The 20,461-nt window shown below is 56.1% G+C and carries 18 protein-coding genes and 2 tRNA genes; 4 read left to right on the top strand and 16 right to left on the bottom strand.

The features are described from left to right. Positions 1-28 precede the first annotated feature (28 nt). Positions 29-499 (bottom strand): pantetheine-phosphate adenylyltransferase, encoded by a 471-nt coding sequence (gene coaD, locus ACNPN0_RS09510; protein ID WP_105661166.1) that lies wholly within the window; start codon positions 497-499, stop codon positions 29-31. A gap of 110 nt (positions 500-609) precedes the next feature. On the opposite strand from coaD, the gene ACNPN0_RS09505 reads away from it, so the two are divergent. Together ACNPN0_RS09505 and ACNPN0_RS09500 are read left to right on the top strand one after the other, a co-directional pair. Continuing rightward, the gene (locus tag ACNPN0_RS09505; protein ID WP_448937812.1) at positions 610-1,821 is read left to right on the top strand and encodes an aminotransferase class I/II-fold pyridoxal phosphate-dependent enzyme; all 1,212 of its coding nucleotides are present in this window, start codon (positions 610-612) and stop codon (positions 1,819-1,821) included. After that, positions 1,818-2,600, top strand: coding sequence for a spermidine synthase (locus tag ACNPN0_RS09500; protein WP_448937813.1), 783 nt, complete (start codon positions 1,818-1,820; stop codon positions 2,598-2,600). The genes ACNPN0_RS09505 and ACNPN0_RS09500 overlap by 4 nt, the downstream gene beginning before the upstream one ends. Here the strand turns inward: ACNPN0_RS09500 and rsmD are convergent. The 4 genes from rsmD to ACNPN0_RS09480 are packed head-to-tail and all read right to left on the bottom strand — an operon-like array spanning position 2,577 to position 7,398. After that, a complete protein-coding gene (gene rsmD / locus ACNPN0_RS09495; RefSeq protein ID WP_448937814.1) occupies positions 2,577-3,161 on the bottom strand; it encodes a 16S rRNA (guanine(966)-N(2))-methyltransferase RsmD in 585 nt (194 codons plus the stop codon). The genes ACNPN0_RS09500 and rsmD overlap by 24 nt on opposite strands. Positions 3,162-3,180: 19 nt before the next feature. Further along, complete coding sequence (locus ACNPN0_RS09490; protein ID WP_448937815.1) at positions 3,181-5,367, bottom strand: ATP-dependent DNA helicase RecG; 2,187 nt, start codon at positions 5,365-5,367, stop codon at positions 3,181-3,183. After that, the gene (locus ACNPN0_RS09485) at positions 5,360-6,328 is read right to left on the bottom strand and encodes a DAK2 domain-containing protein (protein ID WP_448937816.1); all 969 of its coding nucleotides are present in this window, start codon (positions 6,326-6,328) and stop codon (positions 5,360-5,362) included. The genes ACNPN0_RS09490 and ACNPN0_RS09485 overlap by 8 nt, the downstream gene beginning before the upstream one ends. A 23-nt stretch (positions 6,329-6,351) precedes the next feature. Then, entirely contained in the window at positions 6,352-7,398 is a 1,047-nt protein-coding gene (locus ACNPN0_RS09480) for an LCP family protein (protein ID WP_134780355.1), read from the bottom strand. 141 nt (positions 7,399-7,539) lie between these two features. On the opposite strand from ACNPN0_RS09480, the gene ACNPN0_RS09475 reads away from it, so the two are divergent. Beyond that, complete coding sequence (locus ACNPN0_RS09475) at positions 7,540-7,989, top strand: DUF3515 domain-containing protein (RefSeq protein WP_448937906.1); 450 nt, start codon at positions 7,540-7,542, stop codon at positions 7,987-7,989. A gap of 77 nt (positions 7,990-8,066) precedes the next feature. Here the strand turns inward: ACNPN0_RS09475 and ACNPN0_RS09470 are convergent, their stop codons facing one another. The 6 genes from ACNPN0_RS09470 to leuC form a co-directional block, all read right to left on the bottom strand. Next, complete coding sequence (locus tag ACNPN0_RS09470; protein ID WP_448937817.1) at positions 8,067-9,179, bottom strand: D-alanine--D-alanine ligase family protein; 1,113 nt, start codon at positions 9,177-9,179, stop codon at positions 8,067-8,069. Further along, positions 9,179-10,213, bottom strand: coding sequence for an NAD(P)H-dependent glycerol-3-phosphate dehydrogenase (locus ACNPN0_RS09465; RefSeq protein WP_448937818.1), 1,035 nt, complete (start codon positions 10,211-10,213; stop codon positions 9,179-9,181). The genes ACNPN0_RS09470 and ACNPN0_RS09465 overlap by 1 nt, the downstream gene beginning before the upstream one ends. 33 nt (positions 10,214-10,246) lie before the next feature. Further along, complete coding sequence (locus tag ACNPN0_RS09460; protein ID WP_448937819.1) at positions 10,247-10,930, bottom strand: lysophospholipid acyltransferase family protein; 684 nt, start codon at positions 10,928-10,930, stop codon at positions 10,247-10,249. A gap of 95 nt (positions 10,931-11,025) precedes the next feature. Then, the gene (murA, locus tag ACNPN0_RS09455; RefSeq protein ID WP_332503888.1) at positions 11,026-12,345 is read right to left on the bottom strand and encodes a UDP-N-acetylglucosamine 1-carboxyvinyltransferase; all 1,320 of its coding nucleotides are present in this window, start codon (positions 12,343-12,345) and stop codon (positions 11,026-11,028) included. Positions 12,346-12,602: 257 nt separating this feature from the next. Next, on the bottom strand, positions 12,603-13,208 hold the full coding sequence (gene leuD, locus ACNPN0_RS09450; RefSeq protein WP_013348787.1) for a 3-isopropylmalate dehydratase small subunit: 606 nt from the start codon (positions 13,206-13,208) through the stop codon (positions 12,603-12,605). A gap of 14 nt (positions 13,209-13,222) precedes the next feature. Further along, a complete protein-coding gene (leuC, locus tag ACNPN0_RS09445; protein ID WP_041649644.1) occupies positions 13,223-14,662 on the bottom strand; it encodes a 3-isopropylmalate dehydratase large subunit in 1,440 nt (479 codons plus the stop codon). Between the two features lie 122 nt (positions 14,663-14,784). On the opposite strand from leuC, the gene ACNPN0_RS09440 reads away from it, so the two are divergent. Next, positions 14,785-15,510, top strand: coding sequence for an IclR family transcriptional regulator (locus tag ACNPN0_RS09440; protein WP_105659150.1), 726 nt, complete (start codon positions 14,785-14,787; stop codon positions 15,508-15,510). Positions 15,511-15,537: 27 nt separating this feature from the next. Here the strand turns inward: ACNPN0_RS09440 and thiL are convergent, their stop codons facing one another. The 5 genes from thiL to ACNPN0_RS09415 form a co-directional block, all read right to left on the bottom strand. Next, positions 15,538-16,554, bottom strand: a complete 1,017-nt coding sequence (thiL, locus tag ACNPN0_RS09435) for a thiamine-phosphate kinase (RefSeq protein ID WP_448937820.1) — start codon at positions 16,552-16,554, stop codon at positions 15,538-15,540. A gap of 6 nt (positions 16,555-16,560) precedes the next feature. Beyond that, entirely contained in the window at positions 16,561-18,204 is a 1,644-nt protein-coding gene (locus ACNPN0_RS09430) for a GTPase (RefSeq protein WP_448937821.1), read from the bottom strand. Continuing rightward, positions 18,204-19,970 carry a dynamin family protein gene (locus ACNPN0_RS09425; protein WP_448937822.1) on the bottom strand — a complete coding sequence of 589 codons (1,767 nt, stop codon included), beginning with the start codon at positions 19,968-19,970 and terminating at the stop codon, positions 18,204-18,206. Before ACNPN0_RS09425 ends, ACNPN0_RS09430 begins: the two co-directional genes overlap by 1 nt. Before the next feature lie 99 nt (positions 19,971-20,069). After that, positions 20,070-20,145 (bottom strand) — tRNA-Glu (locus tag ACNPN0_RS09420). Between the two features lie 48 nt (positions 20,146-20,193). Then, positions 20,194-20,265 (bottom strand) — tRNA-Gln (locus tag ACNPN0_RS09415). Positions 20,266-20,461 lie beyond the last annotated feature (196 nt).

The following is a 20,461-nucleotide window of genomic DNA, read 5'->3' as shown; positions in this document are numbered from 1 at the left end:
GTTAGTGGCGACTGTATTGCGCAACTACCTACGGATGAGTAAGCCTCTTTATTACAGCGCGCGGGAAGTATTCATCGACGTCCCCGCCAAGAGCCTGTACTTCCTTGAGCAGAGATGAGGAAAGATGCGTGTATCGCGTATCGGCCTGGAGGAAGACCGTTTCAACACCGGTGAGATGCCGATTCATCGTGGCCATGGGAATCTCATAGGCGTAGTCAACAGTGCTACGCAATCCCTTGACGATTGCTTCCGCTCCCTGCTCCTTGCAGAAATCAGCTAGCAGGCCCTGGCCCATCGGCACAGCGGAAACCCCACGCAGTCCACCGACAGTTTCTTCTACCATGGCGACTCGTTCGTCTTCGCTGAAGCGATACTTCTTGGAGTAATTAGTGGACACTGCCACGATCACCTCGTCAAAAAGGCTCGCCGCGCGCGCAATGATTTCGACGTGTCCATTATGAATTGGGTCAAAAGAACCCGGGCATACCGCTCTTCGCATGAACTGAATCTATCAAGAACTCATGTCAAATTAGCGATCTGGTGTGAATGTCTCGTAAAGATTCGATGACTTAATACACTTGATCCTCTGTACAAGACGATAATGGACTCATGAGCATTGAATTCACTCCATGGCAGCGAACCGCATATGGTGCCAACCTCCTAGATTCCACGGGGCAGCCCGGAGTGACGATCTTTGAAGAAATCACCGCATTAGCGAATCATCACAAGGCCATCAATCTAGGCCAGGGGTTCCCCGATTCCGAGGGTCCACCAGAAATCAAGCAAATTGCCATGGACGCAATACAGAATGGCGCTAACCAATACGCACCAGGTTCAGGGACGCTGAACCTCCGCGAAGCTATCGCTGCGCACCAGGAGCGGTTCTATTCGCTGATCCTTGATCCCGAGTCCGAGGTCGTTGTTTCCACAGGCGCAACCGAAGCCATCGCTGCATCTCTGCTGGCTTTCCTGGAACCTGGCGATGAAGTTGTGACCTTTGAGCCTTATTACGATTCCTATGCAGCCATGATTGGGTTGACCAACACTGTGCATAAGGTCGTTCAGCTCAAGGCTCCGAATTTCGAACCAGATTTGGATGAACTTCGGCGTACGGTCACTGACCAGACGCGGGTAATCCTCGTGAACAATCCCCATAATCCAACTGGCACCGTATTAGATGATTCAGTGCTCCAAGAAATCATTGCCCTGGCACATCAGCACGACTGCATCATCATCGCCGATGAAGTCTATGAACATCTGACTTTCGGTGTGCGACATGTTCCCATCGCGAGCTTGCCCGGTGGATCAGAACGTACCATCACCATTTCTTCAGCGGGCAAGTCCTTCTCCTTTACCGGCTGGAAAATAGGCTGGGCAACCGGTCCTCGCCAACTGATCACTGCTGTCCGTACAGTGAAACAGTTCCTGACCTACTCCTCGGGCCCAGCTTTCCAACCTGCCGTAGCGCAAGCACTGCAACTTCCAGACGCCTTCTTCGAGCGCTTCGCCGCCGATCTCGGACAGTCGGGAGAAATTCTCGCATCAGGCCTGGAAACAGCTGGCATCCCGGTAATTCGCCCGAAGGGTACCTACTTCTTGGTTGCTGATGTACGTGGCTTTGAATTGAATGATGCTGCTGAAGTAGCCCGAATGATGCCCGAGCGGCTCGGCGTCGCGGCGATACCGATGTCGGCCTTTGTCCATCCCGAAAACCGAAGTGATTATCAGGGTCTGCTGCGCTTCGCCTTCTGCAAAAAGCCTGACGTGATTTCCGATGCGGTTCAGCGATTGCAGCGCCTGCCAGAGGTGCTCTCCAATTGACACGAAAGCCGGCTAAACGGTGGCTTGGTTTCGTACAGGAACACGCCACGATTTACGACGATGACTTGGTCCCCGGGTCAAAAATACTCGCCATCGGCGGCGCACCCCAGTCGCATGTCAATCTTTCGCATCCGGAAGAAGTCTTTTACGAATATCTTGCACGCATTGCCAATCATCTGAAGGTCCTGCGCCCAGAAGAGCGTCCAATGAAGATGCTGCATCTCGGCGCAGGCGCCTTGACCCTGGCTCGCTGGGCGAGTGTGGTTTATCCCTCGAGTACTCACGTAGCTGTAGACATTGAGCGGGAACTTCTTGATTTCGTTCTCACGCATCTGCCTTTGCCTCAAGGCTGCGACCTGTCTCCAATTGTTGCCGATGCAAGGAGCGTGCTTGCTGAACAACTGATCGATGAAAAATTTGACGTCATCGTACTGGATATCTTCTCTGGGCCGGACGCACCTGAACACCTAACCACCGACGGCTACTATGCAGAACTCAAGAATTCGTTGGCCAATGACGGATTGCTGTTCGTGAACATTGGCGATGATCCTCCCTTGGATTTCACCTGTTCTCAAGTTGAGGCAGCAGGTTCCAGCTTTGAATTCGTGATGCTGAGTTCAAGTCCGGAAATGTTTACCAAGCGCTTCCCCGGGAACTTGATATTGACAGCGTCCCGCCAACGATTCCGGGCCGATCAAATACTCGAATGCCAGGCAGCCGGACCATATCCGTCAGAGGTTCGCCATTCGATGGATCTAGATGGGTTCTGCAAACCATAGGTGCGTTTCGCCGTATTTCTTGTCGGCGAACTTCTCCATGGCGCTCGGCCATGTTGGTTCGGGTGAACGACCGGAACGCTCGACGATCACGGTGGCATCTTCAGCTAGGATTCTGGATATCTTCTCGAGCGTGACAGCTAGTTCTTCTTCAGTCAGCGGGTAAGGAGGATCCAGCAAGACAACGTCAAAAGTCTTGCTGGGCACTCCCGAAACCTCGTTGTAATACCCATCGAGGACGCTATCAACACTCCCGCGCTGAACCGTCACGGTATCGGTCTTCAAAACCTTATTCACCAGTGCCGCATTTTGCTGGCAAACAGAGACCGCTTTGGGCGCCTTTTCTACAAGAACAACCTGCCGCGCCCCGCGGCTGGCTGTCTCGACGCCTAGCGACCCTGATCCTGCAAAGAGATCCAGCACTCGTGCACCGGTTAGGATATCCCAGCTTTCCAAACGGGAGAAGAGAGCCTCTTTGACCCGGTCCGTTGTAGGGCGTGTTGCATCACCAGGTACGGACTTCAGTGGACGCCCGCCGGCGGCTCCAGCGATAATTCGGCTCATTGCCTAGATCTACCTTCAATCAGTTCTTATTCAAATATTCTTTGGTGGAATCATCAAGCCAACTCCCGGCCGCCACTAGGAGCCCGGGGTGATGACGTCCCCAGTTGCCATCGGCAAGTAAGAGACCCGCATCAGTTCTAGCCCGCTCAATGAGCGAGCGATCCTTGATGATGCTCAGTTCCCTCAACGACGACCGGCTGCCCGATTGCTGAACGCCGAGGATATTTCCTTCTTTGCGTTCCGCCAGGTCTGCTTCGGCTAGCTCAAAGCCATCGATTGTTGACTCGATCGTCTTCAAACGTCCAACCGACGGATGGTCCGCGTCCAACCATGTGGTCATAAGGCACGTCCCGGGAAATCCGCCACGGCCTACGCGGCCACGTAGCTGGTGGAGCTGCGAGATGCCAAAGCGCTCAGCATCCATGATCACCATCAACGTCGCATTATGAACGTCAACACCGACTTCAATGACAGTCGTAGAAATCAGCACGTCAATTTCGCCACGTGCAAAGGAATCCATGGTTTCTTGCTTGTCTGCTGCATCCAGTTGCGAGTGCAACGCTTCGGTACGTATCCCAGCAAATTCAGGCATCCCACCCAGCAACTCCTGCATGGCTTCGACGCTCATGGTTTGTCCGGCAGAATCTTCATAGGTCGCTAGGAGTACGCCTTGTTCCGCTGTCGTGTCCGAAATTCTTGGACACACCACATAGACTTGGTGGCCCTTTTCCACTTCCTCAATGACCCTTGAGAACAACCTGTCGCGGAAACCGGTCAGCTGCATGGGCACAATATGCGTTTGGATCGGTGCGCGCCCCGCGGGCAGGCGCTTGATTGTCGACGTGTCCAAATCGCCGAACACGGTCATAGCGACGGTTCTCGGGATCGGCGTAGCAGTCATGACCAGGGTATGCGGAACCGAGCCGGCCGCCTTAGCCCGCAAGGCGTCGCGCTGTTCAACGCCAAAACGATGTTGCTCGTCCACGACGACTAGGCCAAGTCCAGCAAATTGCACCTGATCGCCCAACAGGGCATGCGTACCAATAACCAGTCCTGTTTCACCGCTGGCAATACCTAATAGAGCTTCACGACGCTGTGCAGTTTTTGCCGAACCTGTCAGGAGCGCGACTCCAGTTCCTTCGCCTTCGCCGAACAATCCGGGTTCTGCGAGGTTGCCAAGCATCTTCTTGATAGACGCATAGTGCTGTGCGGCCAGGACTTCTGTCGGCGCTAGGAGCGCTGCTTGTCCTCCGGCATCGATCACCTGCAAGATGGCGCGTAGCGCGACAATGGTCTTGCCGGAACCTACCTCCCCCTGCAGCAATCGATGCATCGGATGTGGCTGTGCCAGATCGGCAGAGATTTGATCCCCGACAAGGAGCTGGTCTTCAGTGAGGGTAAACGGCAGGATGGCATCGAATTTGTCGGCCAGTCGTCCTGGCACCTGTGGACGCGCGATAGCTTTCTGCGCTCCCAGCTGGCGACCGCGTTCCCCTAATGCCAGCTGCAGCATGAAGGCTTCTTCAAAGGCAAAGCGCTGTCGAGCCACGTAAGCGTGCTTGATTTCTTTGGGGAAATGTCGATCCAAGAACGCTTGATGGCGTACTGGGTAATGATGGGTGCGTAGGAGGTCTGCTGGAAGAAATTCAGGAAGATTCTGATCTGTGAATCGTTCCATCAACAACGCCATCAAATCCCTGATGCGCTTATTCGGCATCTTCGCCGAAGCCGGATAGATCGGGATAGGGCGCGGATCGGCTTGTGATGCCTCATCCAGGATCGCGTATTCGGGCTGGCTCAGCTGGAGGTGGTCCTGATACCAGCCAACCTTGCCGCTGAACATTGCAATAGTTCCAACATCCAGGTCGGTTCGGGCTTGATAACCATTGAAGAAGGTCATCTTCAGCTCTTGGCCACCTGCACTTAGCTCATCGCTAACGGTCACTTCAAAAATGAAACCGCGACGCGAGTGCATCTGTCGCTGGCTAACGTTGACCACCTGGGCTACAACGGTGACGTGCTCGTCAAAGGGAAGCTCTGAAATGGGCGTAAGTTCGCCTACTTCGACATAGCGCCGCGGAAAATGCCAGAGGAACTCCCCCACTGTGCTGTAGCCGAATGCCTTTTCCAGCGCGGTGGCGTTCTTATTTCCGAGGAACGTTGAGAGTTCTGCATTCTCAAACGAGGTCAGCGTTGTTTCAGCCATCGTGGGTGCACAGATCGGTGACGCTGATATTCACTGGGTCACCGTATTTCTTGATCAGGTCCAAGGCTTTTTCAGACTCCGGAACATGCACATGTACGCGCCAACGATAAGTGTCTTCTTCAAGCTGGTTTACCGGGGACATGATCACGGACTTGCCCAGGGCATCTAGCTGACCGCGCAGCGTAGCGGCGCCTAATGCATCCAGGGATACAGTGCACATGACTTCGACGCCGGTTTCAGTGTCATTGTTCAGATGAACATGCGGATCCTGGACCTGATAGCCATGGAATTTCTCGTAGGACTCAAAATCAGTGGCGTCGCTTCGAATAGCAGCGCAAAATTCATCGATGATGATCAGCATGCCCACCGCGCCCGCATCTACTACACCGGCTTCAACGAGGGACGGGAGCTCTGTTTCAGTTCCCTTCACTGCCAATCGAGCCGCTTGGCTCATCTGGGTCAATACCGTGTCCAATGCTGCACGGCTCTCTAAATCGCACTTCAAGTGAGCAAGGGTTGAGCCTGCGGCCAACGCGATGGCGTTGATCACGGAGAGCATGGTGCCTTCGACCGGTTCACTCAGTGCTGACCAGGAGCGCACCTTGGCACGTTCAAGCCCAAGGGCTAGCAGCGGCGCGGTAAGCCGCTCGTAACCGACCCACGGTTCACTCAGGCCGCTGAGAAATACAGCCAACAGGGTTCCAGAGTTGCCGCGCGCCGATTCCATTGACGCGCGCGCGGCAACTTCTAAGAAGCCACCGATGTCGTCGCTTTCCAGTTTACTCACTGCATCGTGACCTGCCCGTGCAGTCAGATACAGGTTACTGCCCGTATCTCCGTCTGCTACCGGGAAAACGTTGATGGCATTGAGCCGGTCAGAATGGTTCCCGAGACTCTTGACACTCCGTGCGAGCCATTCTCTGATGGCACGCACCGAGGTATCGAGTTTTTGGGGAGTCATGGAAAGTTGGTCCTTCAGTGGAGTTATCGTGACAGGTCAGTAGTTTCTACGAACTCTGCCATCTTGTCTTCTTGCAGTGCCTTGCCAAACTTCTCAATCACTTCCATATCCGGAATGACAATTGACTGTCCGTCGGCAGAACGTCCCGGACCCTTGTTAGGAAGGGTGAAGAATTCCATATCGCTCGAACGCAGGTTCAGCATGGAGGAAGCGTAAGAGGCAACCTTGCCAGAATCCAGAGTTTCATCAACTGCAATGAACGGTGCAATTTGAGAAACAACTTCAGAAACCTTACCCGGGTTGGTCAGGGTTTCCTTGGACATCAACTGACCAAGCAAAGCCTTGACGAAAAGCTGCTGGTTCTTGACGCGCTCGTAGTCGCTGCCTGGGAAGGACTTGCGTTCACGGACAAACGCCAGTGCCTGTTCACCGTCCAGAGTTTGAACACCCTCTGGGAAGTACATGCCATTAACAATCGACTGCTTGAAGCCGCGCGGATTATTGACGGTAACTCCGCCCACTGCATCGGTTAGACCCTTGAATCCTTCGAAATCGACGGACGCGACGTGGTTAATGCGAACACCAAAGAGCCCCTCAAGAGTTTCGACTGCTTTGGGCACTCCACCGCTGGCAAAAGCGCGGTTGATCTTGGCAGTGCCTACGCCCGGAATATCAAGCCAGGTGTCGCGCATGACGGAGGTGACAAACACATTCTCGCGGTCTGCAGGAATATGAACCAGCATCATGGTGTCTGAGCGGCCACCGTTAGGCAGGGTACCAAAGTCTTCACTGTCCTCATCCGCCTCACGAGTTGCGCGAGTATCGCTTCCGAGCAGCAGGATGTTGACGGCGTCCTTGGACTCGTCATTGACTTCAGGACGAGTTTCTTCCGCAGGGAAGGCATCCGTAATGGTCTGGCTTTCAGAGTCGAAAGTTCTGCCAAGGTTCCAAAGGTAACCGGCGGCAACAAGCGCCGCGACCATGACGAGGGCAAGCACGCTTAGGACGATGGCTCGCCCGGTGCGCTTTTTCTTTTTGCGCGGTCGCGCTGAGTGCTCTTCAAAGGACATTTGCTACCTTTCACAGTTTCAACTCTGTACATCCTATCTTTCAGAGTGCCGATGTAGTCTTATAACGTGTCTAAAATCAGCTTGAAAGCCCGACTGTCACCAAAACTTAACCGAAAACTTGCTCAAACTTCGGCATTGGTGATGAGCGGTACTTTATTACTACCAGTACTTGCAGGCTGCGCGTCAGTTGCTTCCGTGGACGCTGCCCAGGACGCAGCCAACCCGCTTTGTGCGGAAATGATGGTTGTCCTGCCCGAAGCCATCGATGATGCCGAGCGTCGTTCAACAACCTCGCAGGCAACCTCGGCCTGGGGCGACCCGTCAAAAGTTGTCTTGCGTTGCGGTGTCGAAGTTCCAGGACCCACTACTGACCCCTGCGTATCCGTGAATGACGTCGACTGGGTAGCGAATGAGGATGAAGAATCAGGTATCTGGACCTTGACTACTTACGGCCGGACGCCGGCGACCGAAGTCGTCTTGGATCCTAACGTCATCCCGTCAAGTACCGTGCTGGCCACGCTGTCGGATGCAGCCCAGAAGATCCCGGCTTCCAAAAAGTGCGTTAGTGTTGACAAGTCAGTGAGCTTGTAAGCGGATCGCCTACAAGCAAAACGTGAGGGTGTGTTGATTTTTCAACACACCCTCACGCTTTAACGGCTATTCCCGGATTAGCGCAAACCGATATTCCGGTCGGTAGCCAGCCCAATCAGCTCATCAATAAGTTCACGGTACTCAATTCCCGTTCTGGCCCACATTTGCGGGTACATGCTTGACGGCGTGAAGCCGGGCATGGTGTTGATTTCATTGATGATCCACTCCCCTTCGGGAGTGTAGAAGAAATCAACTCGAGATAGGCCTTCTGCATCGATAGCGTCGAAGGCTTTGACCGCAAGTTCGCGGATCTCGCGCGTGGCTTCTTCGCTCAGATCTGCTGGGCAGCTGAGCTCGGCGGCGGCGCCATCAACATATTTCGCTTCAAAATCATAGAAAGTGTGCTCATTATCTGCCACCGCGATTTCGCCTGGCAATGAGGCACGCGAAGGTTCGCAGCCGCGGCCTTCAAGAACACCGCATTCGATTTCACGGCCAACGATCCCCTGCTCGATGATCACCTTGGGATCTTCAGCACGGGCAATTTCAATAGCGGCACGAAGCCCCGAAGGCTCGTCTACCTTGGTGATGCCTACCGAGGATCCTGCACGGGCCGGCTTGACGAACAACGGGTACTGCAGGTCTTCGCAACGCTTCATGGCAGCTTCGCTGTTGCGCAGCCACTGCTTGTTGGTGATGACTTCGTATGGGCCTACCTTGAAGCCTGCCCCTTCGAAGACAACCTTCATGAAATGCTTGTCCATGCCCATCGCACTGGCTGCAATACCGGAGCCAACGTAAGAAGCGCCAGCCATTTCCAGCATGCCCTGAATTGATCCATCCTCGCCGAACGGACCATGAAGCAACGGGAAGACCACGTCGATCTCGCCCAGATCTGCCACCGTGGAGTCCGAGTAGGACAGCAATGTTGTCTTCTGCGCGTCGGTGGAAAGATGCACCGGATGATCCACCGAGGAAATTTCTGGCAGCTTGCCAGTATTCAGTGCCCAGCCTTCTGGATCCTCGTCCAGCAGGGTCCAACCGCCGTCGCGGGTGATGCCCACCGGAACAATTTCGAAACGCTCGCGGTCGATAGCGTGCATGACGCCGGCCGCAGTAACGCAGGAAACGGAGTGCTCTGAGGAACGGCCACCGAAGAGCAAGAGGACGCGGAGCTTGCGTTCAGTCATTAGTGACGTTCTCCTTCAGATTTCAATTCACGCGACAACAGGCGTGCAGCCATATTTTCAACGCTCAAGGTTCCCTCCAGGACCATGACCACCGCTTCGGTGATTGGCATTTCCACGTGATGGGCCTGGGACAGGTCGAATACGGCACGTGCTGATTTGATGCCTTCCGCAGTCTGCGACATGCGGTCATTGACCTCTTCCAAGAAGAGCCCCTGGCCAAGCAGGCGTCCTGCAGTGTTGTTACGGGAGAGCGAGGAAGAACAGGTAGCCACAAGGTCGCCTAGGCCAGAAAGACCTGCCAGGGTATCCAAACGGCCGCCCAGGGCGAGGACCAAGCGAGTGGTTTCAGCCAAGCCGCGCGTGATGACAGTGGACTTGGTATTATCGCCCATTCCCATGCCATCGCACATGCCAACGGCAAGGGCGATGATGTTCTTGACGATTCCGCCAAGCTCAACACCCAAGACATCGTCATTAGTGTAAGGACGGAAGTATGCAGCGGAACACAGTTCAGCAATCCACTGCGCAATATCAGAATCGGTGCAGGCCACGACCGAAGCCGTTGGCTGCTCGCGTGCGATTTCCATTGCCAGGTTTGGTCCGGACAGCACAGCGATCTGCTTTGCAGGCAACCCGGTGACTTCGGCGATGACCTGGCTCATGCGCAGATCGGTCCCGCGTTCAAGACCCTTCATCAGTGAAAGCAAGACCGCACCGGGTTCAAAGAATTCTTTGAACTTCGCCAATTCCTCGCGCAACGACTGAGCTGGAATCGCCAAGACGACAAGGTCAGCGTCTTTGAGAACGGTCTTTGGATCCGATGATGCCGTGATGTTGGCCGGAAGCTTGGTTTCGCGCAGGTAGCGTGAGTTGGTGTGGCGTTCATTGATTTCGTTGGCGGCGTCTTCGCGACGGGCCCAAATCTGAACGTCGATGCCCTTGTCTGCAACGGAATCAGCAAGCACCTTGGCGAAGGTTGTCCCCCAGCTGCCAGCGCCCATGACGGCGATTTTGCGTGGTAGCGGCTTAGTCAATGTCAGTCCTCTGGAAGATGTTGATCAAGGTAATTAGTTATCCGGGGTATCGAAATTGCGTCCAGTCTTCGACTGGCCATGCTTGCTGGGATCCCAACGCGCAGCTGGTGCTTCTTCTTGGCGCAGTTCTGCGGTCAGTGCGGTGATCGCGTCCATGATGCGATCGGTGGCTTCTTGCAGCACTGCCCGAGTCCGCGGGCCATCACGCAAGTCATCAAGATCCACTGGCTGGCCAACTGACACCGTGACGTGCTTTCGCGGGAACGGATACATTTTCTTGGAATAGCGCGGCAGCAGTTCCTGGTCGCCCCAGTGAGCCATCGGTACCACTGGTGCGCCAGTCTGCAGGGCCAAACGTGCGGCACCGGTTCGTCCTACCATTGGCCACAGAGCAGGGTCGCGGGTCAGCGTCCCTTCCGGGTAAATGACTATGACCCCGCCGGCGTCCAAGACTTTTCGGGCCGCGGCCAGCGATTCGCCAGCATTGGATGCGCTGCGTGACACAGGAACCTGTCCGGTCTCGCGCAGCATCCATCCGAGCACTGGGATCTTGAACAAGGATTCCTTGGCCAGCCAGCGTGGCAGCCGGCCATTGCTGTAAATAGCATGGCCGACAACCAGCGGATCAATCTCGGTCAGGTGATTGGGGCAGAGGATGTACCCGCCCGGAGGGAGGGTTTCGAAGCCCTTCCACGTTTTGCCGATCAAACCGTTCATGGCAGAACGGACAATGCCCGCCAATAGCGAGAAAACCCGTTTAGTCTTAGCAGATTCGCCAGGGGCCAGAATCTTTACCACGAATCGGATCCCCTTTAGTTGCTCAGCTCGACATTTGCGCCCAGGGCCTGCAGCTTCTCCATGAAGTGCTCGTAGCCTCGGTTGATGATCTCAATGCCGGTGACCTTGCTGGTGCCTTCGGCAGCCAGAGCAGCGATCAAATGGGAGAAACCGCCACGAAGATCAGGAACATCGATGTCGGCACCGGTCAGCTTCGCTGGGCCAACGACTACAGCAGAATGCTTGAAGTTGCGCTGCCCGAAGCGGCAAGGGGTGGATCCGAGGCAGTCGGTGTGAACCTGGACGGTGGAACCCATGCGAACCAGCGCATCGGTGAATCCGAAGCGGTTCTCATACACGGTCTCGTGAATGACTGATACGCCCTTGGCCTGGGTCAGGGCCACTACCAGCGGCTGCTGCCAGTCAGTCATGAAGCCCGGGTGGACGTCGGTTTCCAGGATCAGTGGATTAAGGTCTCCACCTGGGTGATAGAAGCGAATGCCGTCGGACTTGACGTCGAATTCACCACCGATTTGGCGGTAGACGTGCAGGAAAGCTGTCAAATCACGCTGGGTCGCGTCCTGGACGAAAATATCGCCCTTGGTGACCAGCGCTGCAGAGGCCCATGATGCGGCTTCGTTGCGATCAGGCAACGCGGAGTGGTCGAAGCCCGTAAGCTTCTCGACACCTTGGATGCGGATCACGCGGTCGCGGTGCACGGAGATGATGGCGCCCATCTTCTGCAGCAGCGAGATCAGGTCAAGGATTTCTGGCTCAATGGCCGCGTTGCTGACTTCGGTGACGCCCTTGGCTCGAACGGCCGAGAGCAGGACCTGTTCGGTGGTGCCAACACTTGGGTATTGCAGTTCAACCTTGGCGCCGGTCAGCCCATTAGGGGCCGAGATGCGGATGCCATCGGCTGCCTTGTCAACGATCGCTCCAAAGTCGCGCAGGACTTCCAGGTGGAAGTCAATCGGGCGGTCGCCGATGCGGCAGCCACCCAGATCCGGGATGAACGCTTCGCCCAGGGCGTGGATCAATGGTCCGCAGAAAAGAATAGGGATACGCGAGTCACCGGCATGGGCATCGATCGCCTGGTTCGAGGCGGTCTTGACCTGGGTAGGGTCCATGGTCAGATCGCCGGTTTCGGGGTCCTGGTCAACCTTGACACCGTGGATTTCAAGGAGGCTGCGCACGACAGCTACATCTTTGATCTCCGGTACGTTGCGCAATACCGAAGGGGTATCGCCAAGCAGAGCCGCGACCATGGCTTTTGGCACTAGGTTCTTTGCTCCGCCGACTCGTACGGTGCCCTTGAGCGGGACACCACCATGGATCGTCAGGATCTTACCCATGTATGAATTACCTCATCGCGTAGTCGTTATCGCCCGCCGAAGCTTCTAGGCTTTCGAACTGGCAGGACTAAGTAAGCATACCGCCTCTGTACCTGCCAGTATGCCCAGATCATCTCGTGGCGCACACATTGTGAGCATGCTTTCAGACAGACCTATTATGCTCTGCCGAAATTCATTCCATCAGGAATGCAATAATCCGCTCACCCCTAACAACGTCAGGGCGGAGCGGACCATTCCAATTACTTTGAACTCGGTGCTTAGCCTGCGGTTCGTGCCGGCAAAGTCTGCGGCTTATGCGCAGGACGCTTGGCTTCGTATGCGGTGATATCTTCCTCATGCTGCAAGGTCAGGCCGATATCGTCCAGGCCTTCCATCAAGCGCCAGCGGGTGTAGTCGTCAATCTGGAACGGTGCCGAGATGGAACCGCACTGGACCGTACGCGATTCCAGGTCAACGGTGACCGTGGTGCCTGGATTGTTCTCCAGTTCCTTCCAGATCAATTCAATATCGCTCTGGGCAACTTCAGCAGCAACCAGTCCCTGCTTGCCCGAGTTGCCACGGAAAATATCGGCAAACCGAGCGGAGATCACAGCCTTGAATCCGTAATCCTTCAACGCCCAGACAGCGTGCTCGCGCGAAGAACCGGTGCCGAAGTCGGGACCTGCCACCAGCACGGAGCCGGTATTGAAAGGTTCCTGGTTCAGGATGAAGTTCTCATCCCGTCGCCAACCCGCGAACAACGCATCCTCGAATCCGGTGCGGGTGATGCGCTTGAGGTAAACGGCAGGAATAATCTGGTCCGTGTCCACATTGCTCTGGCGCAGTGGAACACCAATACCGGTGTGGCTGACAATCTTTTCCATGACGGTGATCCTTCCTAGACCGAAGCCGGTGCGTTGACGAGGTCGCTAGGCGACGAGAGGGTTCCACGGATTGCGGTAGCCGCGGCCACCAGTGGCGACACCAGGTGGGTACGTCCGCCCTTGCCCTGGCGTCCTTCGAAGTTGCGGTTGGAGGTGGACGCGCAGCGCTCCCCCTCGGCCAGCTGGTCCGGGTTCATGCCCAGGCACATGGAGCAACCTGCAAAGCGCCATTCAGCACCGAAATCCTTGAAAATCTGGTCCAGGCCTTCTGCTTCGGCTTCCAGCCGAACTCGCGCCGAGCCGGGCACCACGATCATGCGGACATCAGGATCCTTTTCCTTGCCCTTGATGACCTGAGCAGCTGCACGCAGGTCCTCCATGCGGGAGTTGGTGCAGGACCCCAGGAAGACGGTATCCACGCGGATGTCCTTCAGCGGAGTGCCGCCGGTCAGACCCATGTAGTTCAAGGCACGCTCGCAGGCCTTGCGATCATTCTCGTCTTCGAAGTCTTCTGGAGAAGGCACATTCTCAGACAGCGAGACACCCTGGCCGGGATTGGTGCCCCAGGTGACAAATGGTTCAAGTTCATCTGCATTCAAGAAGACTTCAGCGTCAAAGCGCGCGCCTTCATCGGTGTGCAGCTGCTTCCAGTCCTCGACGGCAGCGTCCCAGTCTTCGCCTGCCGGTGCGTGCGGGCGTCCCTTGACGTATTCGAAGGTGGTCTCGTCCGGAGCGATCATGCCGGCGCGGGCGCCAGCCTCGATGGACATGTTGCAGATGGTCATGCGGGCATCCATGGACAGCGAGCGAATCGCAGAACCACGGTACTCCAGCACGTACCCCTGGCCGCCACCGGTACCGATCTTGGCGATGACCGCCAAGATGATGTCCTTGGAGGTAACACCAGGCTTCAAGGTGCCTTCGACGTTAATCGCCATGGTCTTGAATGGCTTCAAGCTCAGCGACTGGGTGGCCATTACATGCTCGACTTCCGAGGTGCCGATGCCCAAAGCCAGGGCGCCGAAGGCGCCATGGGTCGAGGTATGCGAATCACCGCAGACCACAGTCATGCCCGGCTGGGTCAGACCCAGCTGCGGACCTACCACGTGAACGATGCCCTGCTCCTTGTCGCCCAAGGAGTGCAGGCGGACACCGAATTCCTTGCAGTTATCCCGCAGGGTGTGGATCTGGGTGCGGCTGGTCAGGTCGGCAATGGGCTTGTCAATATCCAGCGTGGGAGTGTTGTGGTCTTCGGTCGCAATCGTCAGGTCCGGACGACGCAGCGGACGGCCAGCCAGGCGCAGGCCCTCGAAGGCCTGCGGCGAGGTCACCTCGTGCAGCAGGTGGAGATCAATGTAGATCAAATCCGGCTGGCGAGCTTCGCCTTCGCCTTCTCCTCGGCGCACAACATGTGCATTCCAGACTTTTTCTGCCAATGTCTGGGGCGACTGCATGGCGGACATGCGACACACTCCTCAAGCTACGAACATTTGATACTCCAACTTTGACACTTCATAGATCGACTTTTCCAGTATGCGGACTTGAATCTCAAATACTGAGACGTGATACTGGAACCATGACAACAGGCAGCGGCGTAGGCGTACTGGACAAGGCAGCAGCCATTCTCAATGCATTGGAGAATGGACCCACTTCCCTATCCCAGCTGGTGGAACTCACCGAAATTTCGCGTCCTACGGTGCACCGTATTGCCCAATCGCTGGTTCACCATGGACTGGTTGGACGCGACATGCACGGCCGCTTTGAGTTGGGGAACCGTCTGGTGGAACTCGCCAGCGCCGCTGGCGAAGACCGATTGGTCAGCGCAGCGGGCCCCGTGCTCATCAAGCTTCGCGACCTCACCGGTGAAAGCACGCAGATTTTCCGCAAGCAGGGCGATTATCGTGTCTGCATCGCCAGTGCTGAGCGTCCAATCGGCCTGCGTGACACCATCCCTGTTGGAACCCAGCTGTCCATGAAAGCCGGCTCGGCAGCCCAGATTCTGCTCGCCTGGGAAGACAATGAACGCATGGTCGACGGATTGCATCACGCGCGCTTCACGCCGACAATTCTGGCTGGGGTCCGTCGACGTGGTTGGGCCCAGTCGCTGGGAGAACGCGAGCCGGGTGTCGCTTCCGTATCAGCACCAGTTCGAGGGCAATCCGGACGAGTCATCGCGGCGCTGTCCTTATCCGGCCCGATTGAACGGCTCACGCGCCAGCCAGGGAAAATTCACCACGAAGCCGTGACTAGCGCCGCCCACGAGCTTTCCGAACTGCTGCGCATCCAGAATGACCGCGCGTAGCCAGCTCATGAAGCGCGTTCGGAGCAGCTAGCCGAAGTGGTCAAAGCCTGTCTCAGGCTTTGCGACCTTGCCATCAAGTTTCACTACTGCGCGGCGGCCATTAGCCGGCTTGGCAGCACCAATTACGGTGAATTCCTCTGGGATTTCAATTCCCGCTGGGAAGGCAGCAAGGAGTCCAAAATCTTCGCCGCCATACAATACCCACGACATGGGATCGGTGCCGGTCAGTTCTGACGCGGCTTCCAAGCGAACTGCATAATCCTGCAGCGCGGAAGACTCTAACTCGAGATTCACATGGCTGGCTTTGGCCAAGCGACCAGCGTCACGGATCAGCCCATCAGATATGTCCATCATGGCTGTAGCACCCGATTCCGCGGCACGCGGGCCGGATTCCAACGGTGGCACGGGACGGCACTGCGCCTGGACCAGCCGGCGCACCGCCCGGCTCCAGCCTTGTTCGTTGCGATCATGTTCCAGGACGGAAAGCCCTGCCCCAGCAGCACCGACACGTCCAGCCACGGCAATGCGGTCGCCAACTTGGACTCCGCTCCTCAGGACCTTGCCATGCTCGCATTCGCCCAGAACTGTAGTGGTAACGGAAATTTCTTGGGACTTCCCGAGGTCTCCCCCGAGAATTGTAAGTTCCTGTGCGCCAAGTCCCTGTATAGCCTCGGCAACGCCGCGGCTGAAGTCCCTGACCCATTCCAAGGAAGTGTCCTTCGGGAGGGACAAAGAAATCACGGCGCCAGTAGCTTGACCGCCCATTGCATTAATGTCCGAAACATTCTGTGCAATGGATTTCCACCCGATGTCATAGGCTCTGTGCTCTAGCCCGCTGGGCCAGATCAACCGAAAATCTTGATTCTCAACCAGGGTATCCACGGAGACGAGAACTTCCGTTCCGCGCACGCGCAGCGCGCCTGCGTCATCGCCGGGCCCGAGACTTGCTTGTTCTGAATCAAGCAGCGGCAACATCGCGTCCAGGATGCCTTGTTCCCCAAGGTCACCTACCGTTGCATCGACGTTTGGTTGGTTTGTAGTCACAGAGTTCTAATCGGCTTTCTTGGCTGCTGAGGTGATCAATGCTGAATAACTATTGAAGGTGTCCAAATGCTGGTCAACAGGATCAATCACGGCCTGCCTGACCAAGTGGGATACCGAGCGTTCAATGTTCTTCAACGCTTTCCTACGCTTAACTTTAGCGACTATTCGGTTGACAAACGAGCAAGCCAAGCCAAGGACAATACCCAGCAGTATTCCTATGAAAACCAGCAGCGTCGGCACAGCGATTCCTTCGACCCGCGGAGCCTGCGGCAGGTCGAATTGGAAGTATCCAGCCACCGGATAGCCCGCGAGCCACAAGGCGCCGCCCAAGGCCGCAACAAGTGCCACCCATTGGATGACTTTAACTACCGGCCACCACCACGATGACCGTTCAACACCTAGCGGCGTGCCTGCTATTGCCGCATCGATACCGTCATCTAGTACCTCCGTATTCGCGTGCACCTTTTCACGCAGTGGCTCTTTCCAGCTTTCCGGAAGTTCATTGGAAGCCTCGGAAACGTACTGGTCGATGCCATGTTCGATAGCCGCAGTCTCCGCGACAGAAAGCTCTGGACGCGAAGTCAAGGACAATTCCGGGTCTTCATGCCGGCGCCCGAGATTCATCCGCTTCAGCGGATCGTTGCGCAGCTTCACCAGCCACGTGGTCAAAGGCCATCCTGTTCGCGAAGCACCCCGAAGCAGGTAGGAGGTCTCCACTGCATCAGCAATGTACTGGGCGCCGTGCGCTTTTGCGATCACACGCTCCAGCTCCGCTTGGTGCAGCTGGCTAGGCAGGCGCACCTTCTCCACCTGGAGTTCCTCACTGAGGCGGTGGATGACTTGATCAACATCTGCGCGGAGTCGACGTGTGGAAAGTGCCTTGTTTTTCGCCGCGGCCGCAATCTTGGCATGCACATCTGCGACCCCTTCACCCGTGGCAGCAGAGGCGCAAACGATGGGAAGGTTCTCCAAGCCGGACGTTGCCAAGATGCCGCGCAAGGAATCGACAACTTGCTTGCGTTCGTGTTCTGCAATCTTGTCGATCTGGTTCAGGACGATCAGCAGGTTCCCCTGCTGGCTGCGCAAGGAATTGAGATATCCATGGTGTATTGACGCGTCGGCGTATTTCTGCGGATCAAGCACCCATACCAAATAATCCACCTGGCCCACCAAACGAGCAGCAATCTTATGGTGATCGACTGCCGTGGAATCCATGTCGGGTAGGTCCAACAGCAAGAGACCGGAGTCGAACTTCTTTTTCTTTCCAGATTGCGCCCGGCTGTCCTGATCGCCCATGGCGTGACGAGTAGTCACTTCCAGCCAGTCCAGTAGTTCGCTTGATCCTTCTGGTTCCCAGATTGCAGCGACAGTATCAGTAGTAGTCGGGCGGATGACACCCGTGTCGGCCAGCTGCTCTCCGACCAAAGCGTTGAACATCGTTGATTTTCCGCTGCCCGTGGCACCGAAAAGTCCTACAACCACATGTTCGGATGAAAGCTGGCGCCGGGATTCAGCACGCGTGATAACGTCCGCGGCTAGATCGATGGTTTCTGGTTCCAGATATGGTTCTGCAAGCTGCATCGCTTCCACGATGCTGTTGATTTGCGAGTTGAGACCGCTGACTGCTCTGAGAATCTTGCGCTCGGACATTAGTGAGCCCCTTTGCTGCTCAAGGCTGAGGTAATCTTGCCCAATCGATCGGCAAGCTCCGGCTGCGATTTTGCAGCTAGCTCGTCCAGGTAGATCGACGAGGTCCTATCCAGTAGATCCCGTGCCCGGGCGTCAAGCATCTTGCGGGATTTGGTGGCCATGCGACGTACCGCATCCTCGCCAAAAATTGCTTCCAGCAGTTTCTGCCCTACCAATGCGGAGCCGCCGGCAATACCGATTTCCAGACCGGTGAGGCCCGCTGTTGACGCAAAGACCACGACCATCAGGATGACTGCCACCCCGTTGACTCCAAATGCCGCCATGCGGGCGGTCTTGCGCTTCCCGGCGCCCTCCTGGCGAATCATGTCCAAGACATCTTTTTGCCAAAGCCGGATGCTTTCCGAAGCTTGCTCATTGAGATCCTGTGGCGGGCGCGGCGATTGCAGATTAGAGCGTAGCGCTTGGCCAAATGGCGTGTTCTTCCAAGATCTGTCAACGTCATGGCAGGCCTTGGTTGCCTCGGCAATGAAGACCATGTGCAGGCCTGATTCGATGGCTTGTTCAACACGATGGGTCGCTGGCGGTTTTCCAGTCAGGAATGCGCCAACTCGATCCCTCATCCGTCCAATGGCGCCTTCGATTCCGCGCAGCAGCTCGCCCGCTCCTACGAAGTCCTGCCACCGGGCCAGGATTTCGCCACGCAGCAATGAGCCGTCATTGAGCGAATCGTTGATTCTGGCCAATGATTGCTCAAAGCGCTCATTGGTAAGGGCTCGCAATTCACCGAGCTGTTTTTCCTGCTCTTGCAGTTCAGCGATTAGCTCACTGACATCTGCGGTGGTGCGCCGCAACGCGCCATCAAGCGTTTGGGCCGCAATCTGCTGCCGTTTAGCGGAATCTGCTGCCAGTGAGTTCAGCCACGCGAGCAAGGGTTCCACGTGCTCACTTGGAATCAATTTCTGGTCATCCAGTTGCGTCTCGTTCAGGACATGCAGCAACGATGGATCCAGTTTCTTCTCGCTTAACAGGCGTTTCAAATCCGGAACAATATCGTCTTCGGCTCCAGGTGGCACCCTGTTCAAGACGACGCAGACGGTAATTTTCCGTGCGCCGGCTTCGGTGAGCATATCCCAAGGAAGAGCATCGGCGTATCTATTGGCTGTGGTGACAAAAATCCACAGATCTGCTGCGTTCAGAAGCTGGCCCGCCAATTCCCTGTTCTCGTCGGAAACCGAGTCGATATCCGGGGCATCGAGGATGGCCAAACCTCGTGGTACCTGCTCACGGGGCGTCATCAACAGCGCGTGATTACTGGCTGCTCCGGCATCGGCATTGAAGCCACCGCCGGCTACGCGTTTAAGTTCGGGAAGAATCCGTTCAGATTCAAAGAAGGATTGGTCAACAGGGTTGAAAGCCAAGACCGGAGTCCGCGTGGTCGGACGCACAGCGCCGGAGAGGCTGACGGGTTCCCCCAGGAGGGAATTGACCAGAGTCGATTTGCCCGAGCCCGTGGAGCCACCGACGACCACCAGTAGTGGTGCGCCGAGATTCGAAACTCGTGGAATCAGGTAGTCCGAGATTTGATGCAATGCCTTGTTGCGCAGTTCTTCGAAGGCAGAGGCTTCTCGTGACTGGCCATTTACAAAGGAAAGCTCTTCGAGCAGCTTCTGGAGCTCGCTCAAACGCGCCGCGGAATCACTGCCAATTTCGGTTTGCGAGGGAGTTTCCTGCCCTGAGCTCTTAGCCAGATCTGAATTCGACTCCATGAGAACTATCTTGCCTCATGCCAACAGGGAAACCCGCGAGCCTGATGCAGATTTTGTCTGGGAAACGCAAAAACCGCGGAATTTTCCGCGGTTTTACTGTGGTGACCCCAACGGGATTCGAACCCGTGTTGCCGCCGTGAGAGGGCGGAGTACTAGGCCGCTATACGATGGGGCCGTATGCTGAAGATAAATCTTCAGCTCACCAAATCTCTTTGGTGAAGCGCTGGGATACCAGGACTCGAACCTAGAATGACGGAACCAGAAACCGTTGTGTTGCCAATTACACCATATCCCACTGTGACTTGGCCTTTCCGGAATTCAGCTGAGCTTTATTCCGGCCACTGCCGTAGCACGAGATAAAACTATACCGGCCTAATGTTCAGTACACAAATCGAGCCTCGCGACCGGTACCCCACGCAGAATCCGCGGAAAATCAGCAAAGAACAGCTGTCAGAGATCCGAAAACCTCCACTAGCCAACCAGAGAAATTC

The sequence above is a fragment of the Glutamicibacter sp. AGC84 genome (genome assembly GCF_053543575.1).
The sequence above is the reverse complement of the archived record's forward strand: the minus strand, read 5'-3'. Positions and strand labels throughout refer to the sequence as shown.